General features: G+C 66.0%; 15 protein-coding genes and 3 pseudogenes. 8 read left to right on the top strand and 10 right to left on the bottom strand.

Annotation, left to right across the window (positions count from 1 at the left end):
• Positions 1-2 precede the first annotated feature (2 nt).
• The 3 genes and pseudogenes from RJ1_RS32170 to RJ1_RS32160 all read left to right on the top strand — a co-directional run bounded on the left by RJ1_RS32170 (position 3) and on the right by RJ1_RS32160 (position 3,537).
• Positions 3-995: an Acg family FMN-binding oxidoreductase gene (locus RJ1_RS32170; protein ID WP_073366536.1), complete on the top strand. Its 993-nt coding sequence runs from the start codon at positions 3-5 to the stop codon at positions 993-995.
• Positions 996-1,089: 94 nt separating this feature from the next.
• Positions 1,090-1,739 (top strand): annotated as a pseudogene (locus RJ1_RS32165) (response regulator).
• A 65-nt stretch (positions 1,740-1,804) separates the two neighbouring features.
• A pseudogene (locus RJ1_RS32160) lies at positions 1,805-3,537 on the top strand (sensor histidine kinase).
• 116 nt (positions 3,538-3,653) lie between these two features.
• Here RJ1_RS32160 and RJ1_RS32155 read toward each other — a convergent pair.
• Positions 3,654-3,919 (bottom strand): annotated as a pseudogene (locus RJ1_RS32155) (dsRBD fold-containing protein).
• Between the two features lie 301 nt (positions 3,920-4,220).
• Here RJ1_RS32155 and RJ1_RS32150 point away from each other — a divergent pair.
• Positions 4,221-4,628, top strand: coding sequence for a GNAT family N-acetyltransferase (locus RJ1_RS32150; RefSeq protein ID WP_073366535.1), 408 nt, complete (start codon positions 4,221-4,223; stop codon positions 4,626-4,628).
• 358 nt (positions 4,629-4,986) lie between these two features.
• Here the strand turns inward: RJ1_RS32150 and RJ1_RS32145 are convergent, their stop codons facing one another.
• Complete coding sequence (locus RJ1_RS32145) at positions 4,987-5,886, bottom strand: beta-ketoacyl-[acyl-carrier-protein] synthase family protein (protein WP_073366534.1); 900 nt, start codon at positions 5,884-5,886, stop codon at positions 4,987-4,989.
• On the bottom strand, positions 5,870-6,973 hold the full coding sequence (locus tag RJ1_RS32140; protein WP_073366533.1) for a 3-oxoacyl-ACP synthase III family protein: 1,104 nt from the start codon (positions 6,971-6,973) through the stop codon (positions 5,870-5,872). Before RJ1_RS32140 ends, RJ1_RS32145 begins: the two co-directional genes overlap by 17 nt.
• 222 nt (positions 6,974-7,195) lie before the next feature.
• On the opposite strand from RJ1_RS32140, the gene RJ1_RS32135 reads away from it, so the two are divergent.
• Both RJ1_RS32135 and RJ1_RS32130 read left to right on the top strand, forming a co-directional pair.
• Positions 7,196-8,182 carry a potassium channel family protein gene (locus RJ1_RS32135; RefSeq protein ID WP_174695045.1) on the top strand — a complete coding sequence of 329 codons (987 nt, stop codon included), beginning with the start codon at positions 7,196-7,198 and terminating at the stop codon, positions 8,180-8,182.
• A 144-nt stretch (positions 8,183-8,326) separates the two neighbouring features.
• Positions 8,327-8,869: a flavodoxin family protein gene (locus tag RJ1_RS32130; protein WP_073366532.1), complete on the top strand. Its 543-nt coding sequence runs from the start codon at positions 8,327-8,329 to the stop codon at positions 8,867-8,869.
• Between the two features lie 23 nt (positions 8,870-8,892).
• On the opposite strand, the gene RJ1_RS32125 is transcribed toward RJ1_RS32130, so the two are convergent.
• The 6 genes from RJ1_RS32125 to RJ1_RS32110 form a co-directional block, all read right to left on the bottom strand.
• Positions 8,893-9,132 carry a PLDc N-terminal domain-containing protein gene (locus tag RJ1_RS32125; protein ID WP_073366531.1) on the bottom strand — a complete coding sequence of 80 codons (240 nt, stop codon included), beginning with the start codon at positions 9,130-9,132 and terminating at the stop codon, positions 8,893-8,895.
• A gap of 8 nt (positions 9,133-9,140) precedes the next feature.
• Positions 9,141-9,281 carry a hypothetical protein gene (locus RJ1_RS48065; protein ID WP_240319713.1) on the bottom strand — a complete coding sequence of 47 codons (141 nt, stop codon included), beginning with the start codon at positions 9,279-9,281 and terminating at the stop codon, positions 9,141-9,143.
• A gap of 6 nt (positions 9,282-9,287) precedes the next feature.
• Positions 9,288-9,434 (bottom strand): hypothetical protein, encoded by a 147-nt coding sequence (locus RJ1_RS48060; protein WP_240319714.1) that lies wholly within the window; start codon positions 9,432-9,434, stop codon positions 9,288-9,290.
• A complete protein-coding gene (locus RJ1_RS48055; protein WP_240319715.1) occupies positions 9,434-9,805 on the bottom strand; it encodes a hypothetical protein in 372 nt (123 codons plus the stop codon). The genes RJ1_RS48060 and RJ1_RS48055 overlap by 1 nt, the downstream gene beginning before the upstream one ends.
• A 62-nt stretch (positions 9,806-9,867) precedes the next feature.
• Positions 9,868-10,404: a flavodoxin domain-containing protein gene (locus RJ1_RS32115; protein WP_073366554.1), complete on the bottom strand. Its 537-nt coding sequence runs from the start codon at positions 10,402-10,404 to the stop codon at positions 9,868-9,870.
• A gap of 306 nt (positions 10,405-10,710) precedes the next feature.
• Positions 10,711-11,178, bottom strand: coding sequence for an Hsp20/alpha crystallin family protein (locus RJ1_RS32110; RefSeq protein ID WP_073366530.1), 468 nt, complete (start codon positions 11,176-11,178; stop codon positions 10,711-10,713).
• A gap of 405 nt (positions 11,179-11,583) precedes the next feature.
• Between RJ1_RS32110 and RJ1_RS49385 the strand changes: the two genes are divergently transcribed.
• Positions 11,584-11,772 (top strand): hypothetical protein, encoded by a 189-nt coding sequence (locus RJ1_RS49385; protein ID WP_240319716.1) that lies wholly within the window; start codon positions 11,584-11,586, stop codon positions 11,770-11,772.
• A 9-nt stretch (positions 11,773-11,781) separates the two neighbouring features.
• Positions 11,782-12,933 carry a cation:proton antiporter gene (locus tag RJ1_RS32100; protein WP_073366528.1) on the top strand — a complete coding sequence of 384 codons (1,152 nt, stop codon included), beginning with the start codon at positions 11,782-11,784 and terminating at the stop codon, positions 12,931-12,933.
• 521 nt (positions 12,934-13,454) lie between these two features.
• Here RJ1_RS32100 and RJ1_RS32095 read toward each other — a convergent pair.
• Positions 13,455-14,621 carry an NADH:flavin oxidoreductase gene (locus RJ1_RS32095; RefSeq protein ID WP_073366527.1) on the bottom strand — a complete coding sequence of 389 codons (1,167 nt, stop codon included), beginning with the start codon at positions 14,619-14,621 and terminating at the stop codon, positions 13,455-13,457.
• Positions 14,622-14,744 lie beyond the last annotated feature (123 nt).

Here is a 14,744-nt window from a genome sequence, read left to right as displayed (position 1 = left end):
TCATGGACAGCACCATCCCCGACGAGAACGTCGTTCGAATCGCCGTGGACCTGGCATGCCGCGCACCGTCGGTGCACAACAGTCAGCCCTGGCAGTGGACCTACACGGACGGCCGACTCGATCTCCACACCGAACGAGGCCGCCTCCTGGCGTCGGCGGACCCGACCGGCCGGCAACAGGTGATCAGCTGCGGGGCCGCACTGCACCACCTGAAGACAGCGTTGACCGCACTGCGATGGTCGACCGACATCCACCGCCTTCCCGAGGGTCCGCACTCGGGTCACCTGGCGACAATCCGCTTCCGCCACGACGCCCAACCCCGCTCCCACGACTTCGATCTGCTCACCGCGATCAGGCACCGACACTCCGACCGCCGACCGTTCGGTCCCCTCGGTCTGAAGAATCCACTTCCCCGTTCACTACCCGACCTCGTGCGCCGGCAGGGGGTGCAACTGACAGTCCTGCCGCAGGGCGCGCGCCCGGTGCTGGCCGCGGCCACCGAACTCACCGCCGCAGCACGGAAGTACGACTCCGCATACCAATCCGAGTTGCATTGGTGGGCTGGCCATTCCATACCGGCAGGGGGAATTCCCGCGGAGGCGCTGGCAACCGCGGAGAATCGTGCGCGAGTGGATATCGGTCGGAGGTTCCCCATCGGCCGCGACGATGACTCGACCGAGAAGATCGATCGCTCAACCGTCCTGCTGTTGAGCACCGACAATGACGGACGGCTGGATTGGCTGCGCTCCGGTGAGGCGTTGTCCTCGGTGCTCCTCGAAGTCACCGTCGACTTAATCGCAACGTGCCCCCTCACCCATATGACCGAACTCCGCCAGAGCAGAGACATGATCCGGAACCTTCTCCCCGACGGTGGATATCCCCAGGCATTGATCCGGGTGGGCGCCGCCGAGCAGAAGGTTCCCCCGCGGCAGACCCCCCGGCGCCCGACGGACTCGGTGTTCGCGGTGGGCCCCAGACGGAGCGGCCTCCGATGACGGCAGGTGACCCGGTGCGAGCTTCCTCGGCACTGCTCGCCTCTGCCGCAACCTGTGACGTGACTGCGCCCACTCGCGGATCGCGACATTGCGCATGATCAACGTATTTCTCGTCGATGATCACGAAGTCGTTCGCCGCGGAATCGCGGATCTGCTCACCGCGGACCCCGAACTGGACGTCATCGGCAAAGCGGCGTCATACTCCCAGGCCCTCGCACGGATCCCGGCACTCCGACCCGATGTCGCAGTACTCGACGTCCGCCTGCCCGACGGCAACGGCATCGAACTGTGCCGTGAACTGCTCTCGAAGATGCCGGGGCTGCGTTGACTGATGCTGACGTCCTATACCGACGACCACGCGATGCTCGACGCCATCCTCGCCGGAGCCAGCGGCTACGTCGTCAAAGACATTCGAGGGATGGCGCTGGCCGAGGCCGTTCACGATGTCGAGGCCGGCAAATTGTTGCTCGACAGCCGCGCCGCCGCCGCGTTGATGGCGAAGCTTCGCTCGGACGCGACGAGGAGAACGGTCAGTTCGGGCGCCTGACCAACCAGGAACGGACCTTGCTCGCGCTCCTGGGCGAAGGGCTGACCAACCGGCAGATCGCCGAACGAATGTTTCTCGCGGAGAAGACCGTCAAAGAACTATGTGTCACGACTGCTGACCAAGCTGGGGGTCGAACGCCGCACCCAGCCGCCGTGCTTGCGACGAAGATGCCACCCCATCGCACCGGGTACCGCTAGATCCCCCGGTTACCCGAGGCGGGCCGGACCTGTTCAGCGTCCCGAGGCAGTGCCGAGGTGGGAGAATGCGCCTCGTGCCCCGTCGACAAAGTGACCGGGATCCCCGTTCACTGCTCGGATCCCTCTCCGAGCTCCGTCTGCGCGAACTGCTCACCGAAGTGCGGGACCGCATCGAGCAGATCGTCGAATCACGCGACCACGTCGACGACTTGCTCGACGCCATGCTCGCGGTGACCTCCGGGCTCGACCTCGACGACGCCCTCCGCACGATCGTTCACGCCGCGATCAACCTGGTGGACGCACGATACGGCGCGGTGGGGTCCTCGGTGCCAGTGACGATCTGAGCGCATTCGTCTTCGAGGGCATCGACGAGGAGACACGCGCCGAGATCGGCGAGCTTCCCCGCGGCAGAGGCGTACTCGGGTATCTCATCACGAACCCGAAGCCGATCCGCCTCGACGACCTCTCCCACCATCCGGCGGCCGCGGGATTCCCGGCGCACCACCCGCCGATGAGCACCTTCCTCGGAGTGCCGATCCAGATCCGGGACACCGTATTCGGGAACCTGTACCTCACCGAGAAGGCGAACGGCCAAGCGTTCACCGAGGACGACGAGATCATCCTGCTCGCCCTGGCCGCCGCGGCAGGAATCGCCATCGAGAACGCCCGACTGTACGAAGAGTCGCGCACCAAACAGTTGTGGCTCGAGGCGACCCGCGCAATCGCCACCGAACTGCTGGCCGGCAGTGACACCGCCGACGTACTGCAGGTCGTCGCCGACGACGCACTGGCACTCACCGACGCGGACAGCACCTTCCTCGCCGTGCCCGACGATCCCGAGGTGGCCTCGGACGGGGTCACCGAACTGATCGTGACGGTGTCCGCCGGGACGGTGTCCGATCGGATCATCGGCGGGACGATTCCGCTCGAAGGCTCGACCTCCGGCGAGGCTTTCCGCAGCTTGATGCCGCTACGTGTCGAAAAGCTGGCCTTCGACCCCGGCTTCGAACCGACCACACCGTTCGGGCCGGCGATGGTCCTGCCACTGCGGGCCGCCCAGTCGGTGACCGGGGTCCTGGTCACCCTCCGCAGCGAGGGATCGCCGGCATTCACCGAGGATCAACTCGCCCTGATGTCCGGTTTCGCGGACCAGGCGGCCGTAGCGCTGCAACTGGCCAACACCCAGCGTCGGATGCGCGAACTCGACGTCCTTGCCGACCGTGACCGCATCGCCCGGGATCTCCACGATCATGTGATCCAGCGGCTGTTCGCGGCGGGGCTGTCGCTGCAGAGCACGCTGCAACGCGCAAAGTCCCCCGAGGTCAAAGAACGGCTCGGGCACACGATCGACGACCTGCACGACATCATGCGCGACATCCGAACCGCGATCTTCGATCTGCACGGCGGCGCGGGTCAAACCACCCAACTGCGGCGCCAGCTCAACGGGATCATCGCGGAGATCACCGCGGACTCCGGGCTCCGCACCACCGTGCACATGTCAGGCCCGCTGTCGGTCATCGATGCAACTCTGGCCGACCACGCCGAAGCCGTACTCCGCGAATCCCTGAGCAACGTGGTGCGACATGCGGCCGCCGACACGGCGACCATCAGCATTTCCGTCTACGACGACCTCGCGATCGAGGTGGCCGACAACAGCGTCGGCATCCCCGACGACGCCGAACTCAGTGGCCTCGACAATCTCGAGGCCCGGGCGCGGCAGGCCAACGGGCGGTTCACGATCGACACCACCACCGCAGGCGGCGGCACCACCCTTCGTTGGTCCGCTCCCCTGCCCTGAACACCCGTCGACCTCTGCGGTGAAGGTGGGGACTGTATCGGCTCATGAGTCGGTCGCGCACTGCGGATGGAAGGATGCGCACGCGAAATAGACGCCGGCGATGTTTCCGGCGATGGCTACGACGTGAGGTGCACCGGTTCCTTGGTAACCGCTTCCAAGTCCGCGGCGGTCGTTTCGATCAGCTGCTGGGCGAGGTCCGCCAGCGCCCGTGCGGCAGCCAGTTCGTCACCGATTCCGGTACGGCGGGGTCCTTCGGGCTGCGACGAGCGAACCCGGTACCCACCAGTGTCGAGGTGTCGCGGGTTCGCAAACGAGCCTCCGCCCAGGTCCGGTTTCCGTGTCCTCCGAGTCGTGTTCGTCGATGACGATGTCGACCGACCATTTCTTCTCGTTCATTTCGACCCTCCCTCGCTTGGTTGGTGGCGATCGAGCGCTCCGCACGCGTGGCGACGATGCGCTCAGCCGGGTTACCGACCACGCACCGACACCGTCGGACATCCCGGTCGCCGGTGGGTCATCGACGGTCCCGCGTTGCATTGGATGTATACGTCCAGCATCGCCGGGTGAACAGATCGCCGAATAGGGGCAAAGGACCGCAGTCGGCGACATATGGCTCTGACTCCCGACGACCTACCGCGGTTCAATGAGTCCCGGGGACAATGACGCGGAACGAGTGAGGTCAGATGCCGAGCACCGAGGTGACCCCGGCGGCGGATGTGATGGTGCGCCACTTGGCGGCCCGGGACTGGGACGCCGTGCAGCAACTTCACCAGCGGCTGAACGAACACGACACCTACCTGAGGTTCTTCGTGGTGCGTGCGGCGCATCTCGACGAACTGGCGGCGACGTTATGTCTGCAGAATCCCGACCACTGCGCGCTGGGGGCATTCATCGACGGCGCCCTGGTAGGGGTTGCGAATTACATATCCCTCGACGACGTCACCGGAACCACCCCAACCACGGTCGAGTTCGCACTCGTCGTCGATCACGATCATCAGGGGTCACAAATGCATCCGGACGTCGATCTGCAACCGGACGGGGACGGTGGGCGGATTCCGTCGGGCACCCTCCTGCTCACCGGTCGACCGTGACCGTCTGGAACGGCGCCACCGTGCCCGGCGCCGACGCCTGCACTCACGGTTCGTTCGACGGTCTCGACGTAACGGGGCGAGAGACCCACACCATCTTCGTGGTGAGGGTTGGTGACGTCGTCTGCAAGGCCGTAGAACCCGCGCCGCCCCGAACCCAGTTTGGTGATCCAGGGCCATATCTGTTCCGGGGTCGCATCGATTGTGACGGCATGGGTACCGACACGCTTCTCCCCGACCAGCGCCGGACACCCACCACAAGCATCGATGGTGTCGCGACTTCCGAACGTGCTTCGAGAATCGAGCAACATGCCCCTGCAGACCGTCATCGGTCAGGCAGTCCATCGACCGCCTGGCTGCGTCAGTTCACTTTGTACGACACGGACACGGGTGGCTCGTTATAGAGGGCGGCGCCCGCGGTCACGCCCGCACCCGCGGCGACGAACAGGGTGCATGTTCCGGCTGGTAGGCGGTGGTCGCCCTGGTCGAGTCCGGCCACGAGTGCTGCGGTGTGCATACGCTCGTCGTCGGCGACGGTGATCCGCTCTCCGGGTATCTCCAGCTTCCCCGCCAAGCCCGCTCGGAATCCCGGGCGGGCCGGTGCAGCCACGATCGAGTCGACCTCCGCCAGCGTGGTGGAGGCCGCGCGCAGGCATGCGGTGACGGCTGCGGCACCCGCGGACGCATAGTTCTCGTCCATCGATTCGGATTCGTGGAAGCGCAGGACATTTCGTGCGTCTGTCTGCCCGATCGTCGCGTGGAAGGCCTCGCCGCCGTCGGGGATGTTCACCCAGTGGACGGGGCCGAGGCCGTAGGGGTCGTCGGCCCAGCTGCATAACACTGCTCCCCCGGTCGGGGAGAGCGGAAACCCATCGCTCATTCCGTGGCCGGGGTCGGCGTCGCTGGCGACGACGAGCGCACAGTTGATCGCGTGTGAGCGCAGAAATCCGTCGACGATCTGCAAGCCTGTGAGCACTCCACAGGTGCCGTTCGCAATGTCGAACGAGAAGGTGCCGTGCACATCCGGATGGGGGTCCTCGGGATGGGCGCCGATGTCGTCCTGGATCAGCGCGGCGAGGGCGGGCTCGCCCAGATTGCGGTCGCGGTACAAGCCGGCGTTCACGAGCAGGTCCACCTCGTCGGGGCTGCGTCCGGCTCGCTCGAGGCAGGTCTTGGCCGCGGACACCGCGAGGTGGAGTGCGCTGTGTCGGCTGCGCCACCCGCCGCGGGCGACGTCCAGCCGATCAATGATCGTGCCCATAACCAGCCACCAGTTCCTCGTCCACTTCCAGCAGAACCACCCCGATCTCGAGCCCGGACGCCAGGGAGATCAACGCAACGGTCTCGCCCGGCCGGATGCGGCCGGCCTCGAGTTCTTCGACCAGGGCCACGGTGTGGGTCGTCGAGGCGGTGTTCCCGTACCGGTCGACGGTGATGACCGCGTCGTGTCGAGGAGTGTCTCCGAAGGATGCCTTCATTTCGGCCATTCCTTTGCGGATCGCCCTCGCCGAGGTCTGGTGGGTGATCACATGGTCGATGTCGTGGATCGACAGTCCGAGCGTGTCGAGGACCTCGTGCAGCAACAAGGGGGTGTCGGCGATCGCGGCCTTCTGGATCGCTCGCGAATTGGTGAACATGCGTGCGCCGGGGGCGTCCCCCTTCGGGTAGGCCAGGCACAGGCGGCTGTAGTCGGCCACCGTGGTGAAGCCCGCGAGCCGGATCCCAGCCGAGCCTGCGGGGGCCCGCTCGAGCAGCAGGGCGGCGCCCGCGTCACCCAGTGTCAACGATGCCAGTTCCTTGCTCATGATGTTGCGGATGTGCTGCGCGGCGTTCTGGCCGAGTTGGGAGATGTATTCGCCGCTGACGACGAGGGCACGCTCGATGATCCCCTGGCGAATCCAGTTGTTCGCCACCGTCACACCGGTGAGCATGCCCGCGCATGCGTTGGCGACGTCGAATGTCATGGCCTTCTCGGCGCCGAGGGATTGCGCGATCACGCTGCTCATCGTCGGCTCCAGCCATTGGGTGAGGCCGCCGCGGAGTTTAGTGATGCTGCAACTGATCACCGCGTCCAGCGTGGCGGCCGAGCGGCCGGATCGTTGCAGGGCGTCGCGGGCGGCAGCGGTGGCGAGGGTGTAGGAGTCTTCGTCGCCGACCGAGACGCGTCGCTCGTGTATGCCCGTGAGCCGCTCGAGATCGATATGCGTCCGGTGGCGTGTCGTTGCCATCAGATCCTCGGTGGTCAGCCGCGTCACGGGCAGATGCCGTCCGGCCCCCGCCACCCGGGTGCGAAACGGCGCCCGGGCGCCGTCCTCGTCGGTTTCCATCACCAGCCAGTGCTTGACCATCGCTCAGCGCGCCTCCGTCCCTCCCACCATCTCTCACACGGTGCGCCCGAACCAGAGCATTACGACCCTTCTCCGGTCACGTGCTCGCCCTTGGCGTTCCCCCGAACGCGAGGATCGGAGCACCGCCTGGGGCCCAATGGCCCTTGCCGCGCAATGTCTGCGACGGCAACGCTGAACGGTGAGGGAAGGAATCGTCATGCACGGGCACATGGGAGTATCGCGATGAGCCCATTGCTGAGATTCGGTCGAGCGCTCGGGGTGTTCGGGTCCGTCATCGTGGTCGGAACGATCGGCTACCTCGTTCTCGGGTTCGGCTTCCTCGACGCGCTGTACCAAACCGTCACGACCATCACCACCGTAGGTTTCCGCGAGGTCCACCCACTCGACGCCGCGGGTCAGGTGTTCACCATCGTCCTCATTCTGGCCGGTGTCGGCACCGCGTTGTACACGCTGAGCGTTCTTCTGGAGGCACTCATCGAAGGTAATTTGCGCCAGCACATGGAGAAACGCCGGATGGACCATCACATCAAGCACATGTCCGGGCACGTCATCGTCTGCGGGTGGGGTCGCGTCGGAAGGGCGAGCGCGCACTATCTGTCCTCGGTCGGACGGCCGGTCGTCGTCGTCGACAGCGATCTGGAACGGTTGCGCGGACTCGACTGCCCCACCGTCGTCGGAGACGTCACCGACGACAGCACCCTCCAAGCGGCCGGGATCGCGCGCGCCCATGCCCTGATCACGGCACTCGACACCGATGCCGACAACGTATATGTCAGCCTCTCGAGCAGAGCACTGCGCCCTGACCTGGTTATCATCGCCCGCGCCCGAAATGAGGAATCAACATCCAAACTGATTCGGGCCGGCGCCAATCGAGTCGTCAATCCCCAGCTGATCGGCGGCCGACGAATGGGTGCCTTCGCCCTGCAACCTCACGTCTCCGAGTTCCTGGACGTGGTGGTGCACGACGCGACGTTGGATTACCGGATCGAGGAAGTCGAGGTCCCGGCCACCTCACAGTTGGTGGGCCGCACCCTCTCCGAGGCCGCGCTGCGCGATACCAGCGGCGCCCTCCTGGTCGCAATCCGTTCACCGTCAGGGAAATTCATCACGAACCCGAGTGGGCACACCCGAATCGAGCCAGGAGCCATCCTCATCACCCTGGGAAATGACGGGCAGCTCGGCGCCGTCCGAGCGAGCGTCGGTAGATGACGCAAACCTCGTCGTCGATGACTTTCTCCTCTTCATCGACGACGGCGCGCGCTGGAACAGTGGTGATCAGCGGGAGAACCCGCACCACTGTTCACCGAAAGAGCGCGAGCAGGGATTGGCGCACCAGAGCAAGGAGCATGAGACATGCACGCAATCGTGGTGTACGAGTCGATGTACGGAAACACCCGTCACGTGGCGGAAGCGATTGCCCGCGGCCTCGGGCCGGTCGGCACAGCACAGATACTCCCCGTGTCGCAGATACGGGATACGGACCTGTCCGGTTACGACCTGGTCGTGGTCGGAGGGCCCACGCACGTGCACGGCATGAGCCGGGAAGCTACCCGTAAGGGCGCGGTCGAGAAGGCGCGCACGGACACTGCGCTGACGGTGGAACCGGATGCCGAGAGCGAAGGAATTCGCGAGTGGCTCGGTTCGGTTCGGTCCGCCCACGGCAAGGCTGCGGCCTTCGATACCCGAGTCGACGCACCCGCATTGGTGACCGGGCGCGCATCGAAAGGAATCGGTAAGAAGTTGCGGAACTTGGGTTTCGAACTCATCGCGAACCCGGAGAGTTTCCTCGTCGACAAGGAATCGGTGTTGGAGGCAGGTGAGGAAGAACGTGCCGAACGGTGGGGTCGGACTCTCGCCGAACACAGTGCGCCGGCGCGGACGGACCGGACCTCGTAGCCGGAGACATCAAACCACCAGTTTCAGCCTGGAAGATTCCCGTCCGATGTGCGACGGGCCCGGGCGAAGTAGACGATCGGTCCGAAGAAGTTGACGGCAATGATCGCAGCCCACCTCCGTGTGCTGCCGTGCAGTTCCCGGGGATCACGCGAGGAGAGGTCCGCCCATGCGGCGACGGCGAGCGACAGTTGCACACCCGCCAGCACGATTACGGCGCCTCGCTGCCGTGTGGTGAGGTCCGACCCCGATCTACGACGCCTCATGAGACATGTCATGTCCCTTCCAGGTGACCGGTGAGTTCGTCGTTCTCGGCCCCTGCGCCGTAGAGGGTGGGCAGGAACCAACCCGTGACGACGCCGAGGACTGTACCGGCCGCGAGGCCGGTGATCGCGCCGAGCGCGGCGACAGCCACCGTGGGTCAGCCGCTTTCCGGAGTTGTCGCACCGACGAAGATCACGACCATCGTGGGCGGCCAGGCAATGGTGTTGGCCAGCACCCAGCGCGTCGGACGAGGAACGAGACGGCGCAGCGTCATCGCTCGAGCGGCACCGAGGACCGCACCCATCACCGCACCCCCCGACCGAGCGCACCGGCCACCACGACGAGCAACGCCGGTTCCGCATCACCGTCATCGGAAAACACCCCGGGGACCGAGGCGGCCGCCCAGCCCAACCCCGCCACCGCCACGGTGACCAGGAGCCACCGACGCCGATTCAGCCGCGGAATCCGCCGCTGCAATCCACTCGCCTGCAACGCGCCGAGCGCCACCCCTTCGACCAACCCACCCGCCACCACCAGCAGCAGTGCCAGCGCCGCATCCCAGCCCCTCGGCTGACCACCGAGAACATGCTGTGACAGCTTCGCCGCCACCGCGGCAGCGGTCATGCCGACGGTCTCGGCGCTCGCGCACAACGCAATCCAGCGCGTGCGCGACAACCCGGGGGCACCACCTTCGAACGGTGTATGGCCGGTTCGCTGTCGAACCCACCCAAATGTCATCATCGCCGCTCACCTCGGGAAGCCTCCGCGCGGAGGGACGCCGTCCACCGGTCGATATGGGGCCAGTCGCGCGCATCGTTGTAGCGGCCGCTCATCAGCTGGACGACCAGTCGCCCGACTCCGGGCCAGTCACCGGGTGCGATCGCCCCGGCGAAGAATCGGTGGTCACGGACATCTGCTGTCGCCCGCAACTCTTGGACGGCCCGCGGTTCCGGGGTCGCCCGGCGCAGGTCTCTCGCCAACTGCGGCGACAGTATGATGCTCGTGGCGCCCACCGAGGACACGGATGACGCCCACACAGCCTTGCTCTCCAGGTGCGGGCGCAGGCGGTCGATCATGTCCGGGGCGGCCGGGAGCCACTGTCCGTTGCGGATTGCACTACCGCGCACCACCACCTCGTAGTCGCGAGCTTCGGCGATACCGGCGCAGGACCGCAGGTCCGCGTCATGACCGGCCGAATCGGGCCCCGCCGCGATGCGTTCGGCGGTCCCGCGGGTCGAACCCTTCGCGCTCGCGTAACCCACGAGTGTTGTCATCGTCTCGTCGTCCTTGTCATGGTGTGCCCGGCGCCGGGAGTCCCTCGCGGGGTGTTCCGGGTTCGAGTTCGTGAGGCTCGAACCCGGCGACCACTGTCGTGACGGCAAAAGCGATCGCACCGAAGGCGAACAGGTGCAGTACCCGCCCCGTCCGAGACGGTCCGGGCGGGTGATGACCAGGGTGTCGCCACCGCCCAGCACCGTCTGCACCAGATCCAGCTCATGTTCGATCGATACGCCACCCCGAAGCCGACGCGACCAAGGTCCCGGCGGCGTGACCTGCCGGGACCGTGTCCGGTGACGAGGTCAGGTCGTGGTGGTCTGGTCGGGTGAGTCGCTGGGCTCGATGACCTCGGTTTCCTCACGTGCCCCGGGGGTGATTTCGATGCGACGCGGCTTGGCCCTTTCTGCCACGGGGAGGGTGACCGTCAGCACCCCGTTCTCGTAGGTGGCGGCGATGTGGTCGGCGTCGATGTCCTGGCCGAGGGACAGCTGACGCAGGTAGCTGCCGGTGAAGCGTTCGGAGGTCAGCCACTGCACGTCGTGTTCGGTGCGTTCGCTGCGTTGGGCCTTCACGGTGAGGATGCCGCCGTCGACGCTGACGTCCACCGAGCCGGGGTCCACGCCCGGGAGGTCGGCGTGGAGGACGTAGTGATCGCCGGAGCGGTAGAGGTCCATCGGCATGAACCGTGGGGCTCGCGCGGATCCGGCCGACGCGCCGAGCAGCTGCTCGGTGAGTCTGTCGATGTCACGGAAGGGATCGGGATGAAGCACAGCAACCACCTCCTACATGTTGGTGGCCGCACCTCGCCACCGCGACGGGTGTCGGCTGGCTGCGCTACTTCTAGCTTTGCACGCCACCTGTGCGTACGCCAGGTGCGCTCGACGCCCGGTTCGGTTGCGAGCGGGAGGGCAGGGACCAAGTACTTTCGGCTCCTCGAATCGAGAAGGGATCGGCGCCGCGCAGGGGACAATCTCCTCATGCCGAACGTGCGATGGCGCGAGCCGCCCGGAGAACATGATCTCCCGGCGGTTGCTACACACGTGGATGTGCATACTTCGCCAGAAGCCGCCGAACGTGCCATCGCGGGATCGAGAACTGCGCCGGTGAGACGTTCGAAAGCAAGGTACATCGGACCCGCCTCACGACTTTTGTTTCCGACTCCGGAGAGTGCGCACGTGGCCGCTGATCAGCTGAAGATTGCCGACGGTGCGGCTCTTTCCCCCACTTTGCTGATGCGTGGCAAGCTGGCGGCAGGCACGGCACTCGAGGTGGCGGACGGTTATCACCGTAGGTGCGCGAGCTATCGCGCCGACGAGAACACCGAGATCCCATGCCCGCTGACAAGATTGTCTGCGCCGAGTTGAGGGGCCCGGATGTCCTTCGAGATCCTCGCACTGGTCTCGGCCGCAGCCCTGGCCGGTCCTCTGTTGGCGGTTCGCAGGGGCTGGCACCTGCCCGTGGTGCTCGGTGAATTGCTCGCAGGAATCATTCTGGGTACGACCGGTTTCCGGCTGATCCACCCAGACGATCCCACATTGACATTTCTCGCGGATATCGGATTCGCGCTAGTCATGTTCGTCGCCGGCACACACGTCCCCGTGCGCAATGCGAGCATCCGGCCGGCTCTTGCGAAGGGCGCGACATGGGCTGTCCTCGTCGGGGTCGTCGCCGCGGCGGCGGGGTTCGGGATCGCGCAGGCATTCGGGTCCGGTCATGCAGCGTTATATGCGGTGCTCATCGCGTCGTCGTCGGCTGCCTTTGTGCTACCGCTGATCGACTCACTGGGGCTCGAAGGTACCCCGGTGATCCAGTTGATGGCCCAGATCGCGGTCGCAGACACCGCCTGTATTGTCGCGCTTCCGCTGGTGATCGACCCCGGGCGGGCTCCTCGCGCCGCGGTTGGTGCGGTCGGTGTGGCGGCGTTGGCAGCACTGTTCTACGTGTTCTTGAAGGTGGCGGACGGCCGCGGGTGGCTCCACAGTCTGCACCAGGAATCAAAGGACCGAGGCTTTGCGCTGGAGTTGCGCATCAACCTCGGGGTGCTGTTCGCACTCGCTGCGCTGGCCGTCCACGCGCACGTGTCGATCATGCTCGCCGGCTTCGCGCTTGGGCTGGTGATCGCGGGCGTCGGCGAACCGCGACGCTTGGCCAAGCAGTTGTTCTCGATCACCGAAGGTTTTCTCGGTCCGCTGTTCTTCGTGTGGTTGGGGGCTTCGCTGAACCTGCGCGATCTCGGCGCGAACCCGTCGTTGATCTTGCTCGGCGTTGCGCTCGGACTCGCAGCGGTTGCCGTTCACTGTCTGACACGTCTGCTCGGGCAGCCGATCGCCCTTGCCGCGTTGGCATCGGCTCAACTGGGCGTCCCGGTCGCGGCGGCGACTATCGGGGAGCAGTCGCATCTCCTGCAGCCCGGCGAACCCTCGGCGCTGATTCTCGGTGCCCTCATCACGATCGGCAGCGCAACATTCGCCGGCGCAATGGCGGTGCGCAAAGGATTCGATACACACACAATCCGAAGAAGGTAGCGTCGACACCAGTATCAAAAGAGACTGTGCGAGAATGAGTTTCCGACCCATAGCGTCTTGCGGAAGCGGCAACCCGTCACTCACGGTCTCATTATCCTGCCCTGAGTCGGGCCGCGATCAGACCTGCGCCGCCCCGTCGCGTCGAGAAGAACGCCCGCAACGCGGGTACTCGCCGGCCAACACTCCGCCCTTGAGGGTCATCGGCGTCAACGCCGGTTGACGCCCTATTGCATATCGTGCGAATGACACCGAGCGCCCGCGTGTTTCGGGCGGGCGGGCGAGTAGCGCGTTGTCGTTGCGGTGGAACTGGGGAGGCCGAGTCGGCGGTACGTGTCGTAGTAGGCGACCCGGTGGGCTTCTTGCTGTCCGTACCTTGTCGATGAATCGGTGGAAATGGGGATCGAACTGGCACGGGTCGCTCTCTAGTACCTCGCTGGGGGTCCAGCCATCGGGCACGTCCGGCTCGAAGAGCACGGGTACAGCCGTGGACACTCAGATCGATCTTGACCTCGACATCCAGGTCAGCACAGCTGTCCCTCGTGTCGTTCGCGGTCGAAGGTCGGGATGGGCCCACCGCGGCGCAGCGTGCGAGCCAGGGCCGGATCGGCCAGGTGCAGTCGCCCGATCGCGACCAGATCGAACTCGTTGCTTTTCAACCGCCGGACTACTCCATCGAGGTCGGCGGGTTCGGGCGTGCCGGTGTCGCGCAGTGGCTTGCTCAGGCCGACGCTGCCCACGGCCATGCTCACGGCTCCGGTCAGCTTCTTCGCCCACCCAGCCAGTGTGAGATCACTTCCCTCGAACGCTGGGAGGTCAAAACGGCGAATGCTGGCGTCGAGCACGTCCACTCCCGCGTCGATCAGGGCGTTCAGTACGACGGACAGCTCGGCGGGGGTGTTCGCGATCCGGGCGCCGTAGTCCTGCTGCTTGTGCTGCGAGAACCGGAAGAAGATCGGCAGTTCCGGACCGATTTCCCGCCGGATCGCCCGAATCACCTCCACCGGGAATCGGGTGCGCCGCTGCAGGTCGCCGCCCCAGTGATCGGTGCGTTGGTTCGTCGACTCCCACAGAAACGAATCCAACAGGTAGCCGTGTGCGGCGTGGATGGCGATCCCGTCGAATCCGACCTCGACCGCGTTGCGGGCCGAGCGCACGTACGCGGCGATGACGTCCTCGAGGTCCTGCTCGGTCATCGCCGAGGTCGGAGTGCTCGCCCGGGCGATGTAGTCGTCCGGGTAGACGGTGCGCCCCGCCCGGCCCCACACTCCGGACGGGCGCATCGACGTCAGGCTCGGATCCACGTCGCTCATCGCGCCCCAGAGTGGTCCGACGTGCCAGAGCTGCGGGATGATCCGGCCGCCCGCTTCGTGAACTTCGTCGACCACGTCGCGCCAGCCCACGAGTGCCGCTTCGCCGTGCAGGTGTGGCACTTTCGGACTGTCGACGGCGGTCGGGTGGTCGATCGCCACGCCTTCGGTGATCACCAGACCGGTGCCGCCCTCGGCGCGCCGCCGGTAGTAGGCGGCCATGTCCGCGCCGGGGACCCCGCCGGGTGAGTGCTCCCTCGTCATGGGGGACATGACGATGCGGTTCGGCAGGGCAAGGGAGCGGACCTGCAGCGGCTCGAACAGTGCGTTCACTGCTCCTTCGGGATCGACTTGACGCGAATCGGTGAGCTCGGATGTCATGAGAACACGGTGTCAACGGGGTCGATACGCGAGCAAGCCGGCGGTCCGGTGAGCGGATCTCGGCCAGGTCGAGATCCGAAAGCTGGGCGGCGTCGAATAGCCTTGGCCTTGCCCAGCGGGCAC

It is taken from the genome of Rhodococcus jostii NBRC 16295, from assembly GCF_001894825.1.
Lineage (GTDB): Bacteria > Actinomycetota > Actinomycetes > Mycobacteriales > Mycobacteriaceae > Rhodococcus_F > Rhodococcus_F jostii.
The sequence above is the reverse complement of the archived record's forward strand: the minus strand, read 5'-3'. Positions and strand labels throughout refer to the sequence as shown.